Annotated in this window: 19 protein-coding genes; 2 read left to right on the top strand and 17 right to left on the bottom strand. The window is 63.9% G+C overall.

The window, feature by feature from the left end:
* Positions 1 to 24: 24 nt before the first annotated feature.
* The 3 genes from AC1D0I_RS23005 to AC1D0I_RS23015 all read right to left on the bottom strand — a co-directional run bounded on the left by AC1D0I_RS23005 (position 25) and on the right by AC1D0I_RS23015 (position 3,838).
* Positions 25 to 1,050 (bottom strand): sugar ABC transporter substrate-binding protein, encoded by a 1,026-nt coding sequence (locus tag AC1D0I_RS23005; protein ID WP_477286667.1) that lies wholly within the window; start codon positions 1,048 to 1,050, stop codon positions 25 to 27.
* Between the two features lie 100 nt (positions 1,051 to 1,150).
* The gene (locus tag AC1D0I_RS23010; protein WP_477397938.1) at positions 1,151 to 2,137 is read right to left on the bottom strand and encodes an ABC transporter permease; all 987 of its coding nucleotides are present in this window, start codon (positions 2,135 to 2,137) and stop codon (positions 1,151 to 1,153) included.
* Between the two features lie 267 nt (positions 2,138 to 2,404).
* Positions 2,405 to 3,838 carry a DHA2 family efflux MFS transporter permease subunit gene (locus AC1D0I_RS23015; RefSeq protein ID WP_477397940.1) on the bottom strand — a complete coding sequence of 478 codons (1,434 nt, stop codon included), beginning with the start codon at positions 3,836 to 3,838 and terminating at the stop codon, positions 2,405 to 2,407.
* 118 nt (positions 3,839 to 3,956) lie between these two features.
* On the opposite strand from AC1D0I_RS23015, the gene AC1D0I_RS23020 reads away from it, so the two are divergent.
* Both AC1D0I_RS23020 and AC1D0I_RS23025 read left to right on the top strand, forming a co-directional pair.
* A complete protein-coding gene (locus AC1D0I_RS23020) occupies positions 3,957 to 4,958 on the top strand; it encodes an ornithine cyclodeaminase family protein (RefSeq protein WP_477397942.1) in 1,002 nt (333 codons plus the stop codon).
* On the top strand, positions 4,955 to 6,472 hold the full coding sequence (locus AC1D0I_RS23025) for an HAL/PAL/TAL family ammonia-lyase (RefSeq protein ID WP_477397944.1): 1,518 nt from the start codon (positions 4,955 to 4,957) through the stop codon (positions 6,470 to 6,472). The genes AC1D0I_RS23020 and AC1D0I_RS23025 overlap by 4 nt, the downstream gene beginning before the upstream one ends.
* Here AC1D0I_RS23025 and AC1D0I_RS23030 read toward each other — a convergent pair.
* The 14 genes from AC1D0I_RS23030 to AC1D0I_RS23095 form a co-directional block, all read right to left on the bottom strand.
* Positions 6,437 to 7,237: a 3-methyl-2-oxobutanoate hydroxymethyltransferase gene (locus AC1D0I_RS23030; RefSeq protein WP_477397946.1), complete on the bottom strand. Its 801-nt coding sequence runs from the start codon at positions 7,235 to 7,237 to the stop codon at positions 6,437 to 6,439. The two genes, AC1D0I_RS23025 and AC1D0I_RS23030, sit on opposite strands and share 36 nt — an antisense overlap.
* A gap of 34 nt (positions 7,238 to 7,271) precedes the next feature.
* Entirely contained in the window at positions 7,272 to 7,583 is a 312-nt protein-coding gene (locus AC1D0I_RS23035; protein WP_477397948.1) for a MocE family 2Fe-2S type ferredoxin, read from the bottom strand.
* A gap of 11 nt (positions 7,584 to 7,594) precedes the next feature.
* On the bottom strand, positions 7,595 to 8,686 hold the full coding sequence (locus tag AC1D0I_RS23040) for a fatty acid desaturase family protein (RefSeq protein WP_477397950.1): 1,092 nt from the start codon (positions 8,684 to 8,686) through the stop codon (positions 7,595 to 7,597).
* A 20-nt stretch (positions 8,687 to 8,706) separates the two neighbouring features.
* Positions 8,707 to 9,621 (bottom strand): sugar phosphate isomerase/epimerase family protein, encoded by a 915-nt coding sequence (locus AC1D0I_RS23045; RefSeq protein WP_477397952.1) that lies wholly within the window; start codon positions 9,619 to 9,621, stop codon positions 8,707 to 8,709.
* Between the two features lie 56 nt (positions 9,622 to 9,677).
* Positions 9,678 to 10,766, bottom strand: a complete 1,089-nt coding sequence (locus AC1D0I_RS23050) for a Gfo/Idh/MocA family protein (RefSeq protein ID WP_477397954.1) — start codon at positions 10,764 to 10,766, stop codon at positions 9,678 to 9,680.
* A 181-nt stretch (positions 10,767 to 10,947) separates the two neighbouring features.
* The gene (locus AC1D0I_RS23055) at positions 10,948 to 11,400 is read right to left on the bottom strand and encodes an aconitase X swivel domain-containing protein (RefSeq protein WP_477397956.1); all 453 of its coding nucleotides are present in this window, start codon (positions 11,398 to 11,400) and stop codon (positions 10,948 to 10,950) included.
* Positions 11,397 to 12,647 (bottom strand): aconitase X, encoded by a 1,251-nt coding sequence (locus tag AC1D0I_RS23060; RefSeq protein WP_477397958.1) that lies wholly within the window; start codon positions 12,645 to 12,647, stop codon positions 11,397 to 11,399. Before AC1D0I_RS23060 ends, AC1D0I_RS23055 begins: the two co-directional genes overlap by 4 nt.
* 71 nt (positions 12,648 to 12,718) lie before the next feature.
* Entirely contained in the window at positions 12,719 to 13,786 is a 1,068-nt protein-coding gene (locus AC1D0I_RS23065; protein ID WP_477397960.1) for an ABC transporter ATP-binding protein, read from the bottom strand.
* Complete coding sequence (locus tag AC1D0I_RS23070; RefSeq protein ID WP_477397962.1) at positions 13,786 to 14,574, bottom strand: ABC transporter permease; 789 nt, start codon at positions 14,572 to 14,574, stop codon at positions 13,786 to 13,788. The genes AC1D0I_RS23065 and AC1D0I_RS23070 overlap by 1 nt, the downstream gene beginning before the upstream one ends.
* Positions 14,574 to 15,437 carry an ABC transporter permease gene (locus tag AC1D0I_RS23075; protein WP_095091419.1) on the bottom strand — a complete coding sequence of 288 codons (864 nt, stop codon included), beginning with the start codon at positions 15,435 to 15,437 and terminating at the stop codon, positions 14,574 to 14,576. Before AC1D0I_RS23075 ends, AC1D0I_RS23070 begins: the two co-directional genes overlap by 1 nt.
* A 67-nt stretch (positions 15,438 to 15,504) precedes the next feature.
* Positions 15,505 to 16,566, bottom strand: coding sequence for an ABC transporter substrate-binding protein (locus AC1D0I_RS23080; protein WP_477397964.1), 1,062 nt, complete (start codon positions 16,564 to 16,566; stop codon positions 15,505 to 15,507).
* A gap of 55 nt (positions 16,567 to 16,621) precedes the next feature.
* Positions 16,622 to 17,596 (bottom strand): PfkB family carbohydrate kinase, encoded by a 975-nt coding sequence (locus AC1D0I_RS23085; RefSeq protein ID WP_477397966.1) that lies wholly within the window; start codon positions 17,594 to 17,596, stop codon positions 16,622 to 16,624.
* Positions 17,593 to 18,633, bottom strand: coding sequence for an ADP-ribosylglycohydrolase family protein (locus AC1D0I_RS23090; RefSeq protein WP_477397968.1), 1,041 nt, complete (start codon positions 18,631 to 18,633; stop codon positions 17,593 to 17,595). The genes AC1D0I_RS23085 and AC1D0I_RS23090 overlap by 4 nt, the downstream gene beginning before the upstream one ends.
* A 3-nt stretch (positions 18,634 to 18,636) precedes the next feature.
* Positions 18,637 to 19,362 carry a GntR family transcriptional regulator gene (locus AC1D0I_RS23095; protein ID WP_477301832.1) on the bottom strand — a complete coding sequence of 242 codons (726 nt, stop codon included), beginning with the start codon at positions 19,360 to 19,362 and terminating at the stop codon, positions 18,637 to 18,639.
* Positions 19,363 to 19,569: the final 207 nt, after the last annotated feature.

Here is a 19,569-nt window from a genome sequence, read left to right on the forward strand (position 1 = left end):
GATTGATGTTTGGCAAGGATCGATCTATTTCGCCGCCGCTTCGGCCTGCAGCGCCTTCAGGTCCCAACAGCTGTCGGGCTTGAGGTCGGCCTTGGTCGTCGCCTTCTCGAGCGTGTAGATGTAGGTGTGCGAGGTACCGGCCGGTTGGCCGCTCTGCAGCAGGAACTTGATAATGGCGTTCATGTCGCCCGACTGACGGGCAAGCTCGGTCATCACCACGGCGCCATAGGTGCCGTCCTGCAGCTTGTCGCAGTCCGCCGCCTTTTCCCCGCCGCCGGTGGTGACCAGGAACACCTTGCCCTCGAGCTTGGCGTCTCGGATCGCGGCCGACGCGCCGGTGGCGTCACCATCCCAGAAGTCGATGATCGAGCAAATGTCCGGGTTCTGCTGCAGCATCGTCGTCGTCACGTTGCGCGAGGTCGTCGCATCCCAGTTGGAGTCGGGCTTGGCCACCACCTTGAAGTCGGGATGCTTGTCCAGAACCTTCATGATGCCGGCATACTGATAAAGGCTGGAAGAGTTCGCCTGGTCGCCCTGCACCAGGCCGATCTTCTTCGACGAGTTTTCGCCACAGCCCTTGATCGCCGCTTCGGCCTCGAGCTGGCCTAGACGGTCCCAGTCGCTGCCGACAAAAGCGTCGGCCGGGAAGTTGGCAGGATTGTCGACCAGAAGCACATAGGTGCCGGCCGCCTGCGCCTTCTTCATCAACTTGGAATAGGAGTTCAGGTCCGGCGCATGGATGATCAGCACGTCCGGCCGGGTATCCGACGAGATGGCGTCGGTGATCGCCTGCGCGCCGGCATCGACGACCCAGTTCGGGTCGCGCGTCTCGAACACGCCGCCCCAGGCCTCCACTTCGGTCTTCAGATAATGCGCCCAGCCCTGCGCCAGGTCGAAGCCCATCGCCAGCGGCACCAGCATGACGCGCTTGCCCTTCAGCGACTGCGCATAGGCGGCCGGGCCCGGATCGTCGGCGGCAAAGGTGGGCGCGACGAAGGCGGTAACGGCAAGCGCCGTGGCGGCGGCCATGAGTGTTCTGATCAGTTTCATGTCACATCCTCTGTTTTGGTCACTGTGGTTCACCGACGGCCCTAACCGTCAGCGTTTGGTCAAGTCTTCTGGTTCGAGAATGATCTCTTCGGGATCATGCTCAGATATCGCCCTGCTGCGCGGTCTGTTCGTCACGTGGGTTGATGACGCCATCGACGATGATCGCCCCCAGCAGGATCGCCGCCTTGATAAGGTTCTGGTAGAGCAGCGGAATGTCGATGATGGTCATGGCGTTGAGCAGGATGCCGATCAGCGCCGCCCCGACCAGCACGTTGCGCACCCCGCCCCGCCCGCCGGACAGGCCGATGCCGCCGATCACCGCCACCAGCACGATGTCGTAGAGCAGCGTCGAGTTGACGACGCGGGTGTTGATCGAATGCAGGCTGGCCGCCGTCAGCAGGCCGGCAATCAGCGCGACGAAGGCCGACAGCACATAGCGCAGCACCAGCATCGGCCGCACCGGAATGCCGATGTTGCGCGCCGCGACCGGATTGTCGCCGGCGAAATAGATGTAGCGGCCCCATTTGGTGTATCGCAGGAACAGGAAGAACAGGAAGGCGAGGCCCGCGAAGACGAACACCTCGACGGGAATATCGAGGAAGCGCAGGCCGCCGAGCAGCTCGACCCAATGGCCCTGCGGCACCGGCACGGCATCCTGCGTGATCAGTTGCGAGCGGACGTAGCCGAAGACGAAGGAACCGGTCGCCAGCGTCACGAAGATCGCCGGGACATCGGCATAGGCGACGAGGAAGCCGTTGAGCAGGCCGATCGCAAGCACGCCGGCCAGCACATAGGCGAAGGCCAGCCCGTCCGGCGTTCCTGAATTCAGGAGTTGCAGATACCAGGCGACAGACATTGCCATGATCGCCACGGCCGAGAGGTCGATGCCCCGGCCGATGATGACGACAGCCATGCCGAGCGCCAGTATGCCGAGCACCGACACCGAGCGGACGATGGCCACGAGATTGTTTGGGTCGATGAAGCCCGGCAGGCCGATGGCAGCGGCAACGAACAGCACCACGGCAATGGCAAAGACAATGCCTTCCTGATTCAGGCTCCTGAAATTCGGCCAGCCGATCGCGTTCATGTCCCGCTTACGCCCCAATGGCAGCGCTGCCATCCCACGGAAAGCTAATCGGCTTAGCGCCGGTTCGTCAAATGAATCCGCGTTCAGAAGCCCGGTCGGCGGCGATATTCATCGAGTGGACGCATCGATTGCCAAAACTGGCGCAATGCCCGGAAAAGCCTGGATTTTTAGCAATTGGTTGCGCCAATGCGATCGCTTGCGAAAGCGCCGACCAAGGCGAAAGGGCAAGGCGGAATTTATCTCCGCATCAGGTGGAAGAATTCGATTTCAGTTCCCCCGTGCGTGTCCGGAAACCTCGGCACCCGCACCTGGTGGCAGCGCGAGGAAACGCAACGCCGCCACCAGCCCGATGGCGCCGATCGCCAGAAAGGCGATTCGAAAATCGACGAGGTCGAGCGCCGGCCGGTCCCTGGCGATCTGCGACAGGTTGAGGATCGCCGCCGCCACCGCGACGCCGAACAGCATCGCCACTTGCTGCAGCATGCTGGACAGTGTCGCGGCCGAGCTGCGCTGCGCCGCGTCGATATCGGCGAAGGCCAGCGTGTTGAGGGCGGTGAACTGCATCGAGCGCGACAGGCCGGCGATCAGCATCAGTAGGATCACCAGCGCTTGCGGCGTCTGCGGTGAGATCGCCGCGCACGCCATGATCGACGCCGAGGCGATCAGGCCGTTGACGACCAGCACAGATCGAAAGCCGAAGCGCCGCAGCGTCGGCGTCGTCACCGTCTTCATGCCGAGATTGCCGAGGAAATAGGCCAGGATCATCATGCCGGCATCGACGGGGCTGAGACCGAAGCCGACCTGGAACAGAAGCGGCAACAGGAACGGCGTGGCGTTGATCGCCACCCGGAAATTGGTGCCGGCGGCAAGCGTCGAGATGGCGAAGGTCAGCACCTTGAACGATGAGAGGTCGAGCAGCGGATGCGGTGCGCGCCTGAGATGGCGCACCGCCAGCCAGCCGATGGCGACGCCGAAGGCGAGGAGCGCCACCGTCGGCAAGACACCGTCTTCTGGATGCGCGATGCGTTCGAGCCCGTACAGAAGGCAAGCAAGTCCCGCCGATGTCAGGAAAAAACCCGGCCAGTCGAGCGGTTTTGGGTTGGCCTCGCGGTCGCCGGGAATGAAGCGGGCGACCAGCGCCAGCCCGATCACGCCGAGCGGGATGTTGATGAAGAAGTTCCAGTGCCAGGACAGATAGGTGGTGATGAAGCCGCCCAGCACCGGCCCGACCACCGGCGCGAACAGTGCCGGCCAGGTGATCAGCGCGGTGGCGTTGAGCAGCTCGGACTTCGATGCATTGCGCAAGACGAGAATGCGGCCGACCGGCGTCATCAGTGCGCTTCCCAGCCCTTGCACGACACGTGCGGCGACGAACTGGGTCAGGTTTTGCGAGAAGCCGCAGGCGAGCGAGGCCAATGTGAAAAGGATGATTGCCAGCAGGAAGATATTGCGCGCACCGAACCGGTCGGCGAGCCAGCCCGACAGCGGCACGAACACTGCCATGGTCAGCATGTAGACGGTGATGCCGATGCTCATCGCCACCGCCGGCACGCCGAAGGAAGCGCCCATCTGCGGCAGCGATGTCGAGATGATCGTCGAATCCAGCAACTGCATGAAGAAGGCGATGGCGACAATCAGCGCCACGCGCCGCGCATTGGTGGCCGTTTCGGGTAAGGCTTCAGTGTCGGGAATGGCAGTCATGACGGAACCGGTTTGAACAGCAATTAGCCGGCCGCGTCCATAGACGGCGTAACAAACTTTCGTGTCGCGTCACGGCCTGTTATGGATGAGAGGCGACCGGGGAAAGTGCACGCAGCAGATGAAACCCATCTATATCGACTATCTCAATGCCCTCGATATCGACGCCCTTGCCATGTCCGATGGTGAAATCATTGCCGCCGTAGAGGCCGGCCTGGTGGCGCAAGGCAATGGCCAGACGGTGATCGAGCCGCGCGTCCATCTCGAGCCGGACCCGTCCTTCCACGGTCATTTCAATGTCCTGCGCGGCTACGTCGCGCCTCTCGACACCGCCGGCGTCAAGATCGTCGGCGACTATGTCGACAACTACCTGCACGGCCTGCCCTCCGAATTCGGCATCCTCAATCTGTTCGATCCGCGCACCGGCACGCCGCGCGCCATCCTCGACGCCACCGTCATCACCGACATGCGCACCGGTGCCGTCACCGCCATCGGCGCCAAGCATCTGGCGCGCAAGGGCTCAAAAGTGCTGGCCCATATCGGCGCGCGCGGCACCGCCTACTGGAATGTACGCCTGCTCGACCATGTCTTCGACTTCGACGAAATCCGCGTCCATTCGCGCCGCCCGGAAAGCCGCGACGGTTTCGCCGCAAAACTCTCCGCCGATCTCGGCAAGCGTGTCACCGCTGTGGCCGACTGGAAGAGCTGTGTCGAAGGCGCCGACATCGTGGTCGAGGCCTCGCGGCTGCCGGAACCGCAGCCCTTGTTGAAGACCGAATGGATCAAGCCCGGCGCGCTGGTCGTGCCCTACGGCACCATGAGCGCCGTGGAGCTGTCGCTGACCGACATCATGCAGAAGATGGTCGTCGACGATTGGGGCCAGTGCAAGGGCGGCAAGTTCGGCTCGCTGCGCGCCCATGTCGAGACCGGGCGGCTGAGCGAAAAGACGCTGCATGCCGAGCTTGGCCAGATCGCCGCCGGTCTCAAGGCCGGGCGAGAGAATGACAGCGAGACGATCCTGTTCTGGCACCGCGGCCTGTCGCTGTCCGACATTGCGTTGGGCAAGGCGATGCTGGCCAAGGCGCAGGCGCAAGGCATCGGCCAGCGGCTGCGCTTCGCATGAGTGCGCTCGTCCTCACCGGAGCCGGCGTGGGTACGGCGGATGTCGCCGCTGTGGCCCGCGAAGCGCGCAAGGTGGAGGTCCGATCCGATGTCCTCGGCAGGCTGCAGAAGGCGCGAACAGTGCTCGACCAGGCCGCCGCCTCCGGCCAGCAGATCTATGGCCTCAACACCGGGCTCGGCGCCAATCTCGGCACGACGGTCGAGGGCGACGCCAGCGCCTTCCAGCGCCAGCTGCTGGAAGGACGCAGCGGCGCGGTCGGCGAAGCGCTACCGGTCGAGACCGTGCGGGCAACTATGTTTGCCCGCGCGGCGACGCTTTCAACGGGAGGCTCCGGACTTTCGCCCACCGTGTTTGTCGCTTTGGTCGACGCGCTCAATGCCGGCGTCCACCCGGTGATGCCGTCGCTCGGCTCGATCGGCGCCGGCGATCTGGTGCTGATGACGGCGCTTGCCCGCCTGCTGACCGGCGAAGGAGACGCCGACTATCAGGGCCGGCGCATGCCGGCGGCCAAGGCGTTGATGATGGCCCGCCTCGTCCCCATCAGCCTGGCGCCCAAGGACGGGCTGTCGCTGATTAACGCTTCGGCTGTTTCAGCGGGCAGCGGTGCGCTCGTGGTGACGGATGCGCTGTCCACCCTTGCCCAGCAGCACCAGGCCGGCGCGCTGACCATGGAAGGTATCGGCGCCAATCGCACCATCCTCGACCCGCGCCTGCATATGGCGCGGCCGGCGGCCGGCCAGCAGGAAGCGGCCAAGGCCTTGCAATATCTGCTTGCCCGCGACGAGGCACCGGCGCCGACCACCTTGCAAGATCCCCTGTCGATCCGCTGCATGCCCTCGATCCATGGCGCGCTGATCGAGGCGATCGGCCAGGCGAGACATGCCGTCGAGATCGAACTCAATGCCGCCGCCGACAACCCGCTGGTGCTTAGCGACGACGGGCTGGTGCTGTCGACCGGCAATTTCCACACTGCCTCGCTGTCGCTCGCCTTCGAAACGCTCGGCCTGGCGATCGCCCAGTGTGCCGCCGCGAGCGCTGCCCGCTTCATCCAGCTTACTGGCTCCGGCCGTAACGGCCTGCCGAAATATCTGTCGCCGGTCGGCGGCGCCTCGGCCGGCTTCGTGCCGCTGCAGAAGACGGCGACATCGATCCTGGCCGCCATCCGCCACAGAGCCAATCCGGTGATGCTGGATTTCTTGGCCGTCTCGGAAGGCGTCGAGGACCATGCCACGCAGACACCGCTGGCTGTCGCGAAATGCGCTGGGATGGTCGCGCTGTGGCGGCGGCTGATCGCCTTGGAATTGATGGCGGCGGCACAGGCGGTCGACCTGCGCGACGGGCTCACCCTGGCGCCCCGCACCGCCGCAATTCACAGGGCGATACGCGCGCTGGTCCCTAGCCTGAAGGAGGATCGGCCACTCGGCATCGACGCCGAAGCGCTCTTCGCCGCGCTCGCCAACGGACCCTGGCAGGTGACCTTACGCCCGGCCAACCTTGTCGAGGAACAGCCGTAGTTCACCCGGATCCATGTGCACGACATGCCTGTCCTCGGGATAGGCCAGGCTGTTGACGTCGGCGACATATTCGGAGAACGCCGCGATCCGCTCAGCCTGCAAACGATCATATTCGGCGGCGAAATTGCGATAGACCTTGGAGTGGCGAGGCATGTGCCCACGGTTCTGGCCGAGAATGTCGTCGGCGAACAGATATTGCGCGTCGCAGCCGGTCCCCGCCCCCATCGACAGCATGATCAGCGACGTCCGCTCCGAGATCGCCTTCGCCACCTCGACCGGCACCACTTCGATCTCCGCGCCGATGGCGCCGGCGGCCTCCAGTTGCTTCACCGCTGCGAAGACCTCCATGGCGGTGTCGGCTGTCTTGCCAACAGCCTTGAAGCCGCCCGTCCAGGTGGCGCGCGATGGAATGAGGCCAACATGGCCGATGACCGGGATGGCGTCGTCGGCCATCCGCTTGATCGTGGCGTAGCCGGCGCTGCAATAGACCGCGTCTGCGCCGGCCTTATAGAGCCGGAAGGCCCAGCGCAGGAAATCGTCCGCCGTGCCGATCTCGAAGAAATTCTCCCCCGGCATGGTGAACAGGCTGGGCGCCGCATCGCGGTATCGCGGGTTGAGCACCAGTTCGGGCGGCACCGAGACGATGTCGACCCCTGCCCGCTCGGCGGCCTCGGCCTCGTCCATCGTCAGTACGCGCAGCATCGTCAGCTGGCGCTTGCCCTTCATGGCGCGCAGGTCCGCGACCGTCGGTCTTTTTCGACTCATCGAAAGAATTCCCTCTGTTACATGCTGCGGCAGGTCAGCCGACCTGGATCATCACTTTGCCAGCCTCGACCTTCACCGGATAGGTCGCGAGATTGACGCACACTGGTGCGCCCTTGGCGGCACCAGTCTTGTAGTTGAAGCGGCCATTGTGCTTGGGGCATTCGATGATGTCGTCCATCACCAGCCCGTCAGCCAGATGCGCCTTCTCATGCGTGCAGTAGCCGTCGGTGGCGAAGAATTCGTCATCCGGGCTGCGATAGATGGCGAAGGTGCGACCGCCATGGTCGAAGCGGATGACGTCTTCTTCCTCGACATCATCGACGCCGCACGCTTCAACCCAGCCCATCTGGTTCTCCCCTATTCCGCTGCCGCCGGGACGGTCAGYGCATGGAATTCGTCGCGGTACGGCCGTGCCGTTGGCGGCAATTCGCGCTCGAGGAAATAGTCCTCGTGCTGGAGCTGTTTGATCAGTACCGGCCAGACCTCGCGATAAGCATGCCACATCGAAGGGTTCGGTTCCGGCAGATCATGCTTGATCAACTCATGCAGCTTCGGCAGCGCATGATAGGGCACCATTGGAAACATGTGATGTTCGACGTGGTAGTTCATGTTCCAATAGATGAAACGGCTGATCGGGTTCATGTAGACGGTGCGCGTGTTCAGCCGATGATCGGTGACATTGTCGGCCAGCCCGATATGCTGAAGCAGGCCGGTCAGCACCATGTGCCAGCTGCCGTAGAGGCGCGGCAGGCCGATCAGCACCAGCGGCAGGAACGACCAGAGGTAGAGCGCCAGCGCGATCGCAGCGAGATAGATAGCGATCTGCCAGCGCGCGGCGATGACCGCCTTGTGCTGCTCCATCTCCGGCACGAAGCTTTTCTCGTCCGGCGAGAGTTTGCCGAACGCATTGCGCACCAGCGTTGGCAGCGAATAGCGGAAATCGAGGACGCCGGTGAAGGCAAGTGCGGCGCGCAACAGGTCCGGCGGACGCATCACCGCGATCTCGGCGTCGCGGCCAACGATGATCGTGTCGGTGTGATGTCGGGCATGGCTCCAGCGCCAAGTGACCGGATTGCGCATCAGCATGAAGCTGGCGATCTGGTAGACGACGTCGTTCATCCAGCGGGTGCGGAAGGCTGTGCCGTGGCCGCATTCGTGCCAGCGCGAGTCGCTGGAGGAGCCGTAGAGCACACCGTAGACGCAGAAGAACGGCACGCACCACCATGAACCCCAAAACCAGATGCCGCCGGCAGCCGAGCCCAATATGGCGGCGATCCAGATGAGGGTGTCGCGGATCGCCGGCATATCGGAGCGTTGCATCAGCTCCTTCATAGTCTTGCGCGGCACGTCCGTGTGATACCACTCGGCGGAGGCCAGCCCGGTCTCGATCGCGATCCGCGTGCTTTCACCGACCAGGCTGTAGTCGCGCTTTGTCTTGACCGTCGCCATCGTCGCCTCCCGTGCGGTCCTCAAAGGCCGTTGGCGCGGAATTTTCCATCGAGGAATGTCTTGGCGCGTGGCACGTCGTCCTCGGTCAGGTGCTCGATGATGACCGGGATGTTCGGGTGCTTTTCGCTGAGCCGCTTGAGATAAAGATCATAATTGAGCGAACCGAGGCCGGGCGCCGGCAATTCGATCTCGCCGACGCCGCGAAAGGTGAGGCCTTCCGAAGCATTGTCATCGCCAATGTCGGCGTGCTTCTCCGACTTGTCGCTGCCGGAGCGCTTGACGTCCTTGGCATGCGCGATCCTGATCTTGTCGGTCAGCGTGTCGAACACCTGGTTCAGCACCTGGTCCATGCGGTCGATATTGTGCGCCTCGAAATAATTGGTCGGATCCATCAGCAGGCCAAGACCAGGATGGTCGACCTGCGCGAACATCTTGACCGTTTCCTCGACTGAGCCGACGACATTGTTGACATAAGTTTCGAGCAGGAAGACTGCGCCATGGTCATAGGCCGTCTGGGCAAGGTCGGAGATCACCTTACGGCATTCCTCGAATCCTTCCTCAGTCTTGTTCCTGGGGTGGTGCACCCAATCGGATTCGGTGTTGTAGGTGCCTGTTTCCGAGATCACGTAAGGCGAGCCGAATTCGCGCGCGTTGCGGATGATCTCCTTGAGATAGCCGACGCGCTTGTCGCGCTCGACCTTGTCCGGGTGGATGATGTTGGTGTAGCCGGAAATGCAGCAGACCGGCAGATTGTGGTCGCGGAACGTATCCCGCACAGTCCTCGCCTTATCCTTGGTGATCTGCCCAGCCGAGAGGTCGATATCCCTGAAATGCAGATCGAGTTGTACCGTGTTGAAATCAAGCGCGCGAATGCGCCTGGCCACCTCTTCGAGGCCATAGGGAAAATAGCCGGTGAAGATACCCGCCTGCATCATGATGTGAACTCCTCCGGTAAGCGATTCAGCCGCCACGCGATTCGGCGACCAGATGTTCAGTCGATCGATATCTCGGACAGCTTGACCGTGCGGCCTTGTGCCATGGAGCGGTAGCCGGCTTCGACCAGCGCCATGGTCTTGACGTTATCGGCGCCAGACAGCGCCGGTGGCGTGCCCGTCTTCACCGCATGCTGAAGCTGTTCCATCACGCCGATGAATGCGTGCGGGAACCACATCGTATCCCAGCTGGGCGTCACCCACTCGCCACCGGTCGTCTCGGCCGAGGCATAGGTCAGGGTCGAAGCCACGCCCGTCGGCCAGCCGATGGTGCCCTTGGCGACACCCCTGGTGCCGTCGACGCGCCAGTTGATGTGCTGGTCGTCCTTGTACCCCTCCTGCCGTGGACCGGACCAGACATCCTCCAGCGACACGGCGAGCACCCCGGACGGGAAGCGCAACGTCGACACGGTGATGCCGTCGGAATGGTCGAATTTCGTGCGCGGATCCTTGCGCGTCAGCGTCGTGATCTCTTGCGGATCGCCGAACAGGAAACGCAGCACGTCGAGATGATGCACGCTCATATTGGCGAGCGTCAGCCGGTCATAGTCGGCAAGAAAAGTCTGCCAGTGCGGGATCGCATGCATGTCGATCTGCGCGAAGACGATGTCGCCCAGCGCGCCGCTATCGATGATTTGTTTCAGCACACGCATCGACTGGTCGTAGCGCATGTTCTGGTTGACCGAGAGTATCTTGCCGGACCCGGCCGCTTCGTCGCGCAGCCTGACCGCTTCCTCTACCGACAGCGCCAATGGCTTCTGCGCCAGGATCGCCTTGATGTGCTTCTGCTTCAGCGCATGTCGGATCAGCGCCGGTTGCTGGTCGGGCGGAAAGGCAAGATCGACGATCTCGACACGGTCGTCCTCGATCAGCTGTTCCGGCGTCTCATGAACGGTTGGGATGCCCCAGCGCCCGGCCACTTTTTCGGCGCTGGCTTTCGTACGCGAAGCGATCGCGACCACCGGGAAGCCGGCCTGTGCATAGGCGGCGAGATGGCATTCGGCCATGATCTTGCCGGCGCCGACGCAGCCGATCCGGTACTCCCTGGTGCGGACCTTCACATCCGGCTCGAAATTCGTGCCTGCCATCCATTCCTCCCGTGGAGGACAGGATATAACGCGATGGCCTGTGCCTCGGCCAAGGCCGACACCATCATTTCCCATCACGGGTGTGACGACCGACCATTCAGACCAGGAATGACGAAGGCCGCGCCGATAAGCGCGCGCCGTCTGTTCGAAGTGGCGACGCGAGGCAGCACTTTCAAGCCACTCAGGCTGGGCGTCTCCCGATGCTGACGATCGCCCGGCCATCCGCGTCGAGCCCGATCGCGATCCGGTCGCCGGAGGCGACACCGGCAATGTCGCACACCACCACCGGCATGCGAATGGCGTAGAGGAATTCGGCGACGATGGCGCCCACCGCCAGGATCGGGTCCGGCCGCTCCAGAAGGATGCCGGAAGGTGCCGTGCCCTTGCGGATCGCCTCGGCCAGAACCGAGGATGAGGAGGACGAGCCACGCCCGCTCGGCATCACCAGGATCTTGCCGGCGATATTCTGGCCGAGACCGGGATGCGAATGGTCAATGATGTCGCCAGTCTCGGCGTCGACACCGCCCCAGAAACTGAGCGGCTGCGAAAAAGCCAGCGCCTGGCCCTCGGCCTCACCGGCCAGTTGGAAGGTCCCGAACCGCTTGACGGGCTTCGTTTCCGCCGATTGCGTCATGACGCACTCCGCACGACATGTCCGACTGCAGCCGAGCGGATGCAATCCCGCATGTCGGCGAAGGCCACGGACACGCCGATATTGCCCGGCGCGTAATGCGCCCATTTGCCGGAATTGGTCATCACCACGCCGTCCAGGCGCTCGAGGATCGAGGTGACATAGGTGCAGGTGTCGGCGACCGGGATCAAGCCGAACCCCTCCATGCCTGCCAGCGCGCCCTCCTCCTGCAATCGCGTCAGCGTCGCGCGACCGGTGTTGACATAGATCGGGATACGCCTGGCCGGCGCGATCTCGCGCATCATCGGCAACAGACGCATCCATTCGTCATGGGAAAAGTGCGGCGTGCCCAGCGACACGGCCGCCAGCGGCGCACCATCAGGCACGGTCGATAGCCTGGCCAGCGCTTGATCGATGTCGGCGCGGCAGATGCGGATCGAAGCCTCTGGCGCATGGCCTTGGAACGCCTCATCGAGCGTCTTCGCTTCTGGCGTGATGCCGACCGCGTGGAACAGCGCCACCGCGCCGGTGGTTGCCGCCGCAGCACCCAGCGCCTTCAGTTGGTCCTCGTCACGCGGTTGTGGCAGGCCGGCGATCACCGGAATCCGATCGCCGCTTGCCTGCCCGATGAACAGCCCGACGCCGACGAACAGGCTATCGCTCGGCTCCGGCTCAGGAACGGCCAGGTCGAACAGGATGCGGCCGCGCCGGTTCTCGCTCAGATGCAGGCCCCAGGCCGGCGCACGCGCGGTCATGGCGCAGCAGAGGTCGATGAAATCGCCATAACGGTTGGTGCGCGCGCCGATAACCGAATTGGCAAAGACGATGGCATTGGATTCACCCCAGGCGATCTGCTCGCCGAAGCCCGGCCGGAACCGCGTCTGGTAGGGTGCGCAGGTGAACGTCGCCTGGCAGCCGAGTTCGAGATGCGCCTTCATCAGACGCCGCGCCGGCGCTTCCTCCGCCGCCGGCATCTTCACCATGCCGGGATGGATGAGATCGAACGAACCAACATTGAGCGTCGTCGGCACCCGGACACGGCCACCGCCCTCGACCAGCCGTTCGACGAAATCGAGCCCGGCCTTGCCGTGGTAAAGGCAGCCATCGATATGGGCGCCGGCAATATCGAGCAGGCTGCCGGCTCCAACTGCATTGGAAAACGCGACCAGGATTTTCATCGCAGCGGCTGCCGACTGGCCCTGCTCGCCATCGAGCATCGACTGGTCCCGCCCACTCAGTTCCAAGGTCATCGCCACTCCGGACTCTTGCCCGGCTATGCTGTCCCTGATTGCGAACGGTCTGGCAAGACCCGTTGCAGGTCTCAGCCCGCAGCGATCAGCACCGTGCTCTCCGGCGACCAGCGCAGCACCACGTCCTGCCCTTCCGCCAGCCGCTCGATGCCGGTGTTCTGCACGATGACCTTCAGCGTCTGGCCGGCGCGATCGACGAAGTACGTGCTGTTGTTGCCAGCGAAGATGCGCTTGGAAACGTGGCCCTTGAGCACGTTCGTGTCGGTGGCATTGGAAACCCCGGCATCGGTGCCAATGCGGATGCGTTCAGGCCGCACGGCGCAGCTAGCCTTGGCGCCGACGGCAAGGGTCGCGCCCGCGCCCGCGGCAATCGCCGTGCCGTCCGCCAGGCGGATGCCGCTGCCCGTCGTGTCGCCGCGAAAGATATTGGCGTCACCGAGGAACGTGGCGGCGAACTCGCTCTTTGGCCGGTCATAAATTTCCTCCGGCGGCCCTTCCTGCACCAGCCTGCCGTCGCGCAAGATGCCGATGCGGTCGCTCATCGTCAGCGCCTCTTCCTGGTCGTGGGTGACGAAGATGGTGGTGATGCCGATCTCGCGCTGGATGCGCTTCAGTTCGATTTGCATGTCGACGCGCAGCGCCTTGTCGAGCGCGCCGAGCGGCTCATCGAGCAGCAGCACGCGCGGCTTGGTGACGATGGCCCGTGCCAACGCCACCCGCTGGCGCTGACCGCCCGACAGCTGGTGCGGGCGCCGGCCGCCGAGCTTGCCGAGTTGCACGAGATCGAGCGCGGCCTGCACCTCGGCGGCAATCACCGCCTTGGCCTCGCCGCGCACCGACAGGCCGAAGGCGACATTGTCGGCAACGCTCATATTGGGAAACAGCGCATAGTTCTGGAACACCATGCCGATGCGGCGCTTCTCGACCGGCACCCGCTCGACGCTCTCGCCGCCAATGGCAATGCGGCCGGAATCGGGAAAGTCGAACCCCGCGATCTGGCGCAGCAGCGTGGTCTTGCCACTGCCCGACGGCCCAAGCAGCGCATAGAAGCCGCCATCGGCGAAATCGATGGAGACATCGTCCAGCGCCTTGTGCGCGCCGAAGCTGCGCGAGACGTTCGATACCTGCACGCCGGCCATTATTTCTCTCCGCCGAATTTGAAGAAGCGCGCCGTGAGCAGCATGAGTGCCATCGACACGACAATGATGATTGTCGAGACCGCGTTGATCTCGGGCGTGAAGCCCTTGCGGATCGCGGCGTAGATTTCGACCGGCAGCGTCGTCTGGCCCGGCGTCGCCAGGAAATAGGACACCACGAACTGGTCGAACGAGACGGCGAAGGCGAACAGCCCGCCGGCAATGACGCCGGGCATGATCCACGGCAACGTAACGCGCGCGGTCACTTGCCACTGGTTGGCGCCGAGAGAGCGCGCCGCCTCCTCCAGTTCCGGCGCAAAGGTCTGCAGACGGGCCGAAACGACGACGATGACATATGGCAGCGCCAGCGCCACATGGCCGAGCAGGATGGCATGCAACCCGCGGCCGATGCCAACGCCGAAGAAGAAGATCAGCATCGCCGTGCCGGTGATCAGCCACGGAATGGCGATCGGCGGAAACAGCAGCGCCTGAAGGAATTTCTTGCCGCGAAATTCGTAACGATAGAGCGCCAGCGACGCTGCCGAGCCAAGCACCGTGCAGACAATGGTGGTGATGACTGCGATCTCGACGCTGTTCCAGGTGGCGGCAATCAGCTGATCGTTCTGCCACAGCGATGCGTACCACTCCGTCGTCCATTCGAACGGCAATTGGTAGAAGGGCGAGACGTTGAACGACATCAGCGCCATGATGATGATCGGCAAATAGAGAAAGGCCAGCAGCAGCCAGATGTAAAGGCGGCCGAGCCATTCGAGGATGCGGGTTGTCGCCATCACGCGGCCCTCTTGAGCACTGGCGAGGCAGCCGCCAGGATCACCAGCACGACGGCCAGCAGGATGAAGGAGAGCGCCGCACCCAGCGGCCAGTTGAACACGGCGACGAACTGGTCCTCGATGACCGTGCCGTAGAAGGTGCCTGTACGGCCGCCGAGGATGCGTGGCTCCATGAACGAGCCGACAACCGGCACGAAGATGAGTGCTGCGCCGGCCACCAATCCGGGCATCGACAGCGGAATGATCACGCGCTTCAGCACCTGTAGCCGCGAGGCACCGAGCGAGCGCCCGGCCTCGATCAGCGAGTCGTCGATCGCCTGCAGGGTCAGGTAGCAGGTCAACACCATGTAGGGCACATAGGAATGCACCAGCCCGATGATCACGGCCGGATAGGAATACATGAGGTCGATGTTGATCTTGAACGGCAGCACTGCGTTGAGCGCCGTGTCGAGGATGCCGCCTTCGCGCAGAACCATCGCCCAGGAGAAGATGCGCACCAGGCCGTTCGACCAGAACGGCAGGATGACGAGCAGGAAGATCGCCTCGCGGCTGCGGCCCTTCAGCACCTTGGCCAGCACGTAAGCCGCGGGGTAGCCGATGACGATGCACCACAGCGTCACTTCAAGGCCTAGCCGCAGCGAGGCGAGCAGCAGCGTCAGATAGAGGCTCTGCGAGAAGAAGGCGGCATAGTTTCCGAGCGTGAATGCCCACGGCTTCCCAGACAGGGGCAGCTCGGTCATGAATGAGAAGAATACCATGGCCGAGAGCGGCAGGAAGATCGCCACCGTCAGCCAGAGATAGGCCGGCGCCAGCAGCGGCAATGCCGATCTCAGCCCGCTTCGCGACGCTGTCGCAGCTGCCATGATACCCTCCTCCCCAGGATTGAAAGAACCAGCCGGCGCGAACCGCCGGCTGGCCCGGATGTCGGCCTTATTTCACGTCGACCTTGAGCTGCTGCCACAGCGCCAGATAGGCTTCGCGCTGCGCGTCGGTTATCGGCGCCTGGAACTGGATGCGCTTGGCCACTTCGGGGTCCCCCATCACCTTGCGGTTGAAGGCATCCTCGGGCAGCGCTTCCACCGCCTTCGTGTTGGCCGAGACCGGAGCGCCGACCTTGGTGACCCATTCGACATAGAATTTCGGGTCGATCATGTAGTTGATGAAGGCCTCGGCGCCGGCGACGTTCTTGGCGCCGGCCGGAATGGAAAAGGCATCGAGCCAGGCGACGGCGCCTTCCTGCGGCACGACCAGCGAGACCGGGAGCTTGAAATGCGTCTTGGCGCGGTCGGCAGAACCGCTCCAGTAGGTGCCGATGTCGATCTGGTTGGAGGCGACCATCTGGTTCCAGTCGTTCTCCGAGCTCCAGAAGGTCTTGATCTGCGGCATCAGCGAGGTGAGCTTCGTCTTGACCGCATCCATATCCTTGATGTCGTTGATGTTCTGGCCGGTGGCGATGGCGCCGAACTGCACCGCCTCGACGGCGTCGTCACGAATGACGACGCGGCCCTTGTGGGCGGCATCCCACATCGCGGCGATGCTGGTCGGCGGCTTGTCGAAGGATTTCTCGTTGATGGCGAGCGCTGTCAGTCCCCACACCCATGGCACGCCATAGACCTTGCCGTCATGGACAAGCATCGGCGATCCCGCCTTGTCCTTGCTGATGTCGGCGTAGTTCGGCAACTTGGACGTATCGATCGGCTGGATCAGCTTTCCGTCCATCGCCTGGTCGTTGAAGGCGGCATTGATCATGACCACGTCATAGAGACCGGGATTGGTCCGGATCTTGGTCAGCATTTCCTGTTCGGAATTGAAGAAGTCGTTGATGACCTTGTTGCCGGTGGCCTTTTCGAAAGCCTCGACGGCCCACGGCTCGTCGGTGCCGTAGCCCTTCCAGTTGAGCACATGCACCTCGTCGGCCTTGGCGGCAAACGCGAGTGCGGAGGTAAATACGGCGGTCGCCGTCAAAAGAGCAGTCAAGTCAGGCATGCGCATGGTTGGTTCCTCTCTGTGTTTGCCCGCTTCCCGGGCTTGTCAGGCTTTCTGGCAGTTATGCATTGGCCTTCTGTGTCCGGCCCTGTGCGCCCGACGGGTCGGCGGCATGGCTCAGGAATGTCTGGATCTCGTGATCGGTCGGCGCCGAAGAACCGCCATGGCGGGTCACCGAAACCGCCGCCGCTGCATTGGCATAGCGCGCTGCCTCGAAAGGCGGGATGCCGCGCGACAGCGCGCTGACGAAGGCGCCGATATGTGTGTCGCCGGCGCCGTTGGTGTCGATGGCGGAAACTTTGAAGCCGGCAACGGTCTGCATCGAGCCGTCGGCCCGCCGTACGTGACAGCCCTTGGCCCCGGCGCGGATGACCACGCCGGCTGCTTTCGGGCAATGGACTTCCAGCAACCGCGCGGCAACCGTTTCAACGTCGCCCGGACCGGCAATCTCGGCCGCTTCCGTCGCGTTGCAGCTCAGCCATGTGGTGCGGGCCAGCACTCGTGACAGGATGGCGCGCGGAATGTCCGATATCACCGGCGTCGGATCGAAGACGAAGGGAGTGTCCGCCGGCAGTGTTTCGATCCAGTCGGTGAGCACGTCACGGCTTGCCGGGTAGCTCAGCGTGTAGCCGGAGGTGAACACCCAGTCACCCGGTGTGACCGAGACGGGCGCCATCATGTCGAGGCTGAGCACGCTCTCAGCACCTGGCCACGACACGAAGGTGCGTTCGGCGTCGCTCGAGATCATGGCGACGCAATTGCCGCTATCCATCAAGGGCGATGGCGGCGTCAGCGTCTCGATGCCCTCGTTGGCGAAAGCGGCCCGCAGGAAGTCGCCGTTCGGCCCACTGCCGAGCTGGCCGCCGAACACCACCTTCATGCCGGTACGGCTGGCCGCGACCATCATGTTGAAGCCGCCGCCGGCGACCTGGGCGAAGCTCGATGCGGTCTTCTCCGTGCCGGGCGCCGGCAAGGCATCGATGCGGTAGACGTAGTCGACCACGGCACTGCCGATATGAACGAGATGCCCGCTCATGCCGCCGCGTCCTTGCCGGAACCTTTTTTCGCCACCCTTACCGCCATGAGATCAGAGGCAAGGGCGCGAACCTCCGACATGTCGATGCCGACAAGCCTGGCGATATGCTGCTGCGGCAATCGGGAAAAGCCGGCGCAGGCTCCCGCCATGCCAGCCGCGATGGCGCCGATCGTGTCGGTGTCACCGCCGAGATTGGCGCTGATGACGGCCGCCTGCCATGGATCGCCGCCGGCGACTTCCAGCACCGCGAAGGCGGCCGGAACGGATTCCTGGCTGGCGACGCCGGTGCCAACCAGATCGGTGATCAGCCGGATCGCATCCTTCATCACCTTGCCACGCACGATATCCCGCGCCCAGACGATGCGCGCGGCGATGTCGCCGCCGGTTACCCAATGGCCGAGCGTGGCCCCGCGCCTCGCTGCGGCAACGGCGCTGTCGGATGCGGCGCGCCAGCCACCGCCGGCGACGCCACTGCTGACGGCGGCAGCGACGGCGGCGGCCGAAGCAATGGCGATCGAAGTGTTGTGCGTCGCCTGGCAGGTCTCCGCCACCTTGGCGACCAGCGCGTCGAGCGGCTCCAGCGGCATCATGATGCCGACAGGCGCAATGCGCATCGCCGCACCATTGGTGTCGCCGCCGCGCCCTGCTTCCTCCGCCGGCACGCCATTGTTGATGGCATCGATGGCGCGCTTGGTCGACGGTCCCAGCAGATCGTAGCTGCCGCGCGCTTTGACCTCGCGCTCCCAGTCGAGCAGTGCGTTGACCCAGCGCGCATGGTCGAAACGGTCACCGGACTCCACAAGGATGCGGCCAAGCAGCAGTGCCTGCTCGGTGTCGTCGGTGACGGTGCCAGCCTGAAGCCCTTTCGACACCGGGTGGTCGGCCACCGGGGCGACGAAATCATCGACATGGCCATAAAGCTCGGCAATCCGGACCGGCGACAGGAGTTGCGTCGGCATGCCCAGCGCATCGCCAATCGCCCCGCCGACAAGTGCGCCCATGGCGCGGTCGATCGCCTTGCTGGCTGCATCCGACATCGCTCAGAACCTCATATGCAGCGCGAAATGCGCCGGGTTGAGCAGGCTGGTGACATATTCGATCGGCCGCTCGTCGGCGGCGCGGGTCAACCGACGGCCGCGCAGGAACGGCGAGCCTTGCGGGCAACCGAGGATGGCGGCATCCTCGGCATTGAGCATCTCGATTTCGACCCATTCCTCACCATGGTCAGGAATGAGCCCGGCGTCGCGCAGCGTCTGGTGCAGCGAACCCTCGCGCAGGCCGCGCAGCGGCACGTCCTCCAGTTCCGGCGACAGCGGCAGCCGGCTGCGTTCGATGGAAATGGCATGGCCGTCGCTGGCGTTGGTGCGAACCCGGTCGACGGCGATGAAAAACGGGCTCTCAATGCCAAGCCAGGCAGCCAGGTCTGCGTCCTCGATCACCTCCAGTCGCAGCGTCCGCGTCTCGGCATTGGCGCCGGCATTGGCCAGCGCCCGCGACCAGCCGACCGCGTCGTCGACCGGCATGCCGTCAAAGGTGACGAACGAGCCGATGCCGACCTTGGTGGTGATCAGCCCGCGGCTGGACAGTTCCTCGAGGCCCTTACGAACCGTGTTGCGGCTGACGGAGAAGCGCTGGACCAGCTCGTTCTCGCTTTGCAGGCGGTCGCCGAAGCCGAGCACGCCGGAGCGGATTTCATGCTCCAGAACAGTGGCAATCTGCTCGGGCTTGCCCGTGCCGGGAGACAGTTGAACCGCGCGCCGCTTCATATGCGTACCTGTCTAGTGAACCTGTATAGTCCTGTTCAATATATGGACGTGGGTACCGTGTCAACGGGATGCCGAAGGCAAGCCAAACGGCCAGCGAATGGTGCGGAGGTGCCTGCAAAGCGTCGGCAGGCCGGGCAGCATGAACCCGAAAAGCTGATCGCGATCGCCGAAAGCACCGCAATCAATCAAGAGGATAGAGCCAAGTCT

It is taken from the genome of Mesorhizobium sp. P2_D1 (assembly GCF_056404455.1).